Annotated in this window: 4 protein-coding genes; all 4 read right to left on the bottom strand. The window is 65.6% G+C overall.

What is annotated here, in order from left to right; all coding sequences use genetic code 11:
- The coding region (locus tag CAG11_RS32760; protein ID WP_085600823.1) for an acyl carrier protein at positions 1–207 on the bottom strand (207 nt) is incomplete at its 3' end.
- 46 nt (positions 208–253) lie between these two features.
- Positions 254–1,003, bottom strand: coding sequence for a polyketide synthase (locus tag CAG11_RS32755; RefSeq protein ID WP_085600821.1), 750 nt, complete (start codon positions 1,001–1,003; stop codon positions 254–256).
- Position 1,004: 1 nt separating this feature from the next.
- Positions 1,005–1,787 (bottom strand): enoyl-CoA hydratase/isomerase, encoded by a 783-nt coding sequence (locus CAG11_RS32750; protein WP_085600819.1) that lies wholly within the window; start codon positions 1,785–1,787, stop codon positions 1,005–1,007.
- A 58-nt stretch (positions 1,788–1,845) separates the two neighbouring features.
- The coding region (locus tag CAG11_RS32745; protein WP_143494883.1) for a beta-ketoacyl synthase N-terminal-like domain-containing protein at positions 1,846–5,013 on the bottom strand (3,168 nt) is incomplete at its 5' end.

Raw genomic sequence — 5,013 nt, 5'->3', positions numbered from 1 at the left:
GCCGATATTGCCCGGGCCGAACAGCTCCACCCGAGGAATGCTCAAAGACAGCGACTCCAGCACCAGCATCACGATTTCCGCGCGATCCACCGAGTTCGCGCCCAGGTCACGCAAGCGGTCGCCGCGGGTGAACGCATGGTTGGCAAGGGTGGGAATCACTTGCCGGACGTGACGGACGATCAATTCGAATACCTGTTCTCTGGTCATGCTTGTGCCTCGCTATTGAAGGAATATCGCACCGGGCAACGGCTAATCAGTTGCCGAACAGTGCCTTGATACGCTCCCGCACTTCGGGGTGATGAAAGGTTTGCTCGTGCATCTGCACCTCGCGGGCCGTGATCGCGGGCAACCGCGCGCGCAGGCCAGAGGTCAGATGCTCCTTGAGTAGCACCAGTGAATGCCGGGGTTTCTCGGCCAGTTGCGCCGCCAGTTCATGGGCGTGGGCCAGTACGTTCGCCCGTGGCAACACCGGGAACGGGATGCCGCGGCCTGCCAGTTCGTCGCCGCGATAGTTCGCGGCGGTCATCAGCAGTTCCTGGGCCAGCGCCAGGCCGAGCTTTTCCTGCAGTACCAGGGTCGAGCCGAACCCCGGGGTGAAGCCGTAACGCATGAAGTTCGCCGCATACACGCTCTCGCGGCTGAGCACCGCCAGGTCGGCGAACAGGCCGAACACCAGCCCGCCACCAATCGCATGCCCCTGCATGGCCGCCACCACCGGGATCTCGCAGTTCAAGGGCAGTTCGTAGATCGGATAGTCGGTGTACTGACCGCCCCCGGCGGCCAGCTCGAGCAGCATTTCCTGGGTGCCGCCGGTGCAGAAGTAGGTGTCGTAGCCGGTCAGGACCACCACCTTCCACGCCGGATTGCTACGCACCGTCTCGAAGGTACGGATCAGTGCCTGGGCCAGGCCAGTGGAGAATCCGTTCTTGTGGACGCGATCGGTCATGGTGACCTGCACGATCGCTGGCGTTACCTGTTCGAGCTGTACCAGATCGTCGCTCATCTCACACCTGCTCCCAGGGGAACGCGCCCGTGTCGACGTAACGCACGATGTTCGAAAGGTTCTGCGGATCGCTGAACACCTGCCGGTTGGCCGCCAGCGCGGCGTCGCGATCGAGTCGTGGGGCGCCGCACAGCGAACCACGAAATTGCTTGTAGCGCGCCACCCCCGGCCGGGACAGGCGCCGCAAGCGCAACAGGTGCTTGCGCAGCAGGTTGTCGCCATCGGCCTCGCAGGCATCCACCAGGCCCCAGGACAGGGCCTGGTCGACGCCTATCGCGCTGGTCATCAAGGTCATGTAGTGGGCGCGCTGCGGGCCGATGCGGCGCTCCAGGAACGGCAATACGCAGGCCGGCATCAACCCGAACAGCAACTCCGAAAGGCTGAACGAGGCGCTCTGGTCGGCGATCACGATATCGCTGGCGGCGACGAACCCGACGCCGCCAGCATTGACTTTGCCGCGCACGTAGGACAGCACCACGAATGGCCCGGTCGCCAGGCGCAGCCATAGGTCGTAGAGGGTGGCCGGATCGAGCACGCTGGAACTGGCCTGGGGGTCGTTGGCCAGCTTGCGCACCAGCGCGAAGTCCATGCCGAAGCAGAACACCTGCGGCAGCCCTTCGAGCACCAGTACCGTCACGCGCTCATCCAGTCGTTCCAGCAGGTCGGCCAGCTCGGCGACCAGGCGATCGTCGATGGTGTTGTTGGCCTCGGGCCGATACAGCTGCACGAAGCAGATGTTGTCCTCGTGGCGCACACGCAGGGTGTGGTATCCGGTTTCGATCATTGCCGCCTCCACTGCGGGCTATCGCCATATCCATGGCGGGTGCGGGATGAAAATGCAGTCAAGCACAGGAATCCGCACACGGATTTTGCCTCCCGCTCTCTGGTGCTGGATGAACATGCATGGCGATAGCCTGCTCCAAGTGATCGGGCGCATTTAGCGGCGCGGGTTCTTCTACGATACCCGGCGCATTCGACTCGAGCTGAGCGGCCACCAAGGTGACGATGCCGGCCAGGGTCGGATGCTTGTAGACCGCGGTCGCACCGATGGCCAGCCCGTAGCGCCTGTTGATCTCGCGACTCCACTCCACGGCGATGATCGAATCCATGCCCATCGAGGCGAAGGGCTTGTCCGCCTGGATTCGTTCCACGTCGATGCCCAGCGCCCGGGCAAGGCTCTCGGACAGCTCACGCTCCAGCGAGTAGCGGTCAAGCCCGGGTACCTGCTGGTTCTGCTGTACCGGCGGGACGGCAACCGATACCGGCTCGGTAACGGCTTGTAGCGTTGCGGGCCGCAGCTCGACGGCGACGACTGCCGAGTCTTCCGGTTCGGCAATCACCCGCAGTGGCCGCAGCTGCGGGGTGGAAACATGTTGCGCCGACGGTGCGACCTCGGGTGCGATGCTGTCCAGGGCTTCCAGGTCTTGCTCCAGGGAGCGCAACTTGAGACGGCCGGGTCTGGCATCGGTTGCCGCGGCTGGCTGGCTGGCGCTGACCTGCACCAGCGTGGCGGGCGGTGCCGGGGGGACGGCCCGGACTGACGCCAGTTGCGCCTGAGCAGCGGCCTGCCGGGCCTCTTGCTCCTTGCCAGACGGCCAATAGCGCTCTTTCTCGAAGGGATAGGTCGGCAACGCGACCCGGCCCGGCCGCTGTCCCTGGAACAATCGCGCCCAGTCCAGCTCGATCCCCCCTACATACAGTTGCGCCAGTGACAGCAGCGCACCGCGGAGCACCTCGGGATTGGCCGGCGCGCGGCACTCTTGCAAGCACCGGTCGGCCACGGCCTGGGCCTTGGTGGAGGCTTCCCGGGTACCGTCGACGATCCCGCTGTAGCCGTCGACCAGTTTGCCAACATCCAACCAATGCGCCAGCTGCGTGCGCAGTGCATACACGTCGCTGGTGACCCAGGCCAGGCGCTGTTCGAGGTGGCGCCGGCCCAACAACAGGGTGTGGCTCATGGCACCTGGCTCGACGGGCTCATACTGCAGGTGGGCGAGCAAGTTCTTCGCCTGCTGCCGTAGTTGCGCAATGGTCCTGGCCGACAACACCACCAGATGCAGCGGGCTGGCCGATGGCCGCACCGGCCGCTCGGGCGCTTCGGCGATCACCGCGTGGGCGTTGGTACCGCTGAAACCGAATGAACTGACGGCCGCCAGCCGCTCCCCGGCCACCGGCCGGTGCCACTGTTCGGTGCGGGTGGGGACATGGAACGGACCGTGGGAAAAATCGATGTGCGGATTGGCACTGACGAAATGCGCCGACGCCGGGATTTGCCGGTGCCGCAACGCCAGCAGGACCTTGAGTACTCCGGCGATGCCGGCCGCTGTGGCCGTGTGCCCCACCGTGCTCTTGATCGAGCCAAGGGCACAAGGTGCGCCACTATGACCGACTTGGGCGAAGGCATCGGCCAGGGCCCTGGCCTCTATCGGGTCACCCAGAACCGTCGCGGTACCGTGGGCCTCCACCAGGCCGATGTGCTCGACCTCGATACCGTGGTGCCGGTAGACCTCCAGTTCCAGCCGGGTCTGGGCAGTGGCATTGGGCGCCGTGATGCCGTTGCTCGCGCCATCCTGGTTGACTCCCGTGCCGCGGATCACGCCATGGATCACATCGCCATCGGCCAGGGCCTGGGACAGGCGCTTGAGCACGACTGCACCGACGCCCTCCCCCGGGACGAAACCATCGGCCTTGGCATCGAAGGCATAGGCACAACCGCTGGGCGAGAGCATGCCGGCGTGCTGGGCCTGGAGATGGAACAACTCGGTGCTCTGCACGAACACGCCACCGGCCAAGGCCAAGTCGGCATCCCCGGTGCGCAGCCCCTGGCAGGCCTGGTGCAGCGCCACCAGCGAGCTGGAGCAGGCGGTATCGATCGCCACAGCCGGGCCCTGCAGGTTGAGGTGATAGGCGATGCGCGCCGGAATCACCGAACCGGCATTGCCCCAGAACGCCTGCGCCGGCGCGTCGCTCTCCAGCAGCCGCTGGTAATCGCCCGCCGCGCAGCCCACATAGACCCCGCAGCGCAAGCCTTCGCCGCTAGCACCCGCATACCCGGCGTCTTCCAAGGCGCGCCAGGCCTCTTCGAGGAACAGGCGCTGCTGCGGGTCCATGACCTTGGCCTCGCGCCCGGAGATATTGAAGAACAGCGGATCGAAGCAATCGATATCGTGCAGGAAACCGCCACGCCGGCAATAAGGCGCATAGGCGGGAAAATGTCGCGACAAGTCCCAGCGCGTCACGTCCTCCAGCAGGTCCTGGCCCTGGACGAGGACCTGCCAGAGGTCGTCCAGGCTGTCGGCGCCGGCGAACCGGCCGCTCATGCCGATTACCGCGATCGGCTCCGGGCGGCCCGGGTCACTGGCAAGCTGCGGTGCAGGCTCCGGCACGACTGTCATTTGCGGTACCCGGACCACCACCTTGCCGATGTTGCGCCGGTCAGCCAGCCAGCGGTAGGCGTCCTGCACCTCGCTGAAATCGAAGACCCGGCTCAAGGTAGGCCGGATTACCCCGGCCTCCAGCAGCCTGGTCATTTCATCGGCCAACTCTTGCAGCAGCACCGGGTTGTCCCGGGTTTGCTTGCGCAGGTCGATACTGATGAACGACTGGTTGTCGTTGAGCCGCGACAGGTCGATGCTGCGGGCCGATTTCAATGCGGTCATCGCCAGTTCGACATAACGCCCGCCAGGGGCCAGGCAATTGAAGCCTTTCTGCAGTGCATCGTCGGCCAGGGTATTGATCACCACGTCCACGCCCTGGCCGTGGGTCAGCCGCGATATCGCTTGCGCGAAGTCCTCCTCGCGATAATTGATCCGGTGGGCGACTCCCAGCCCGGCCAGGTAGTCGAGTTTTTCCTGGGAGCCGGCGGTGGCGTAGACCTGCGCCCCCGCATGCTGCGCCAGTTGTACGGCGAGCAACCCGGTGCCGCCGGTGGCGGTCTGGATCAGTACCCGCTCGCCGGGCTTGACCTGGGCCCGGGCAAAGCTGGCGATCATGGTCAAGGCCACCACCGG

Source organism: Pseudomonas sp. B6(2017) (genome assembly GCF_002112765.1).
Classification (GTDB): Bacteria; Pseudomonadota; Gammaproteobacteria; order Pseudomonadales; family Pseudomonadaceae; genus Aquipseudomonas; species Aquipseudomonas piscis.
The sequence above is the reverse complement of the archived record's forward strand: the minus strand, read 5'-3'. Positions and strand labels throughout refer to the sequence as shown.

Excerpts from the sequence above, each read along its gene's own strand:
- CAG11_RS32750 (WP_085600819.1), bottom strand. The coding sequence starts at position 1,787 with ATGATCGAAACCGGATACCACACCCTGCGTGTGCGCCACGAGGACAAC.
- CAG11_RS32755 (WP_085600821.1), bottom strand. The coding sequence starts at position 1,003 with ATGAGCGACGATCTGGTACAGCTCGAACAGGTAACGCCAGCGATCGTG.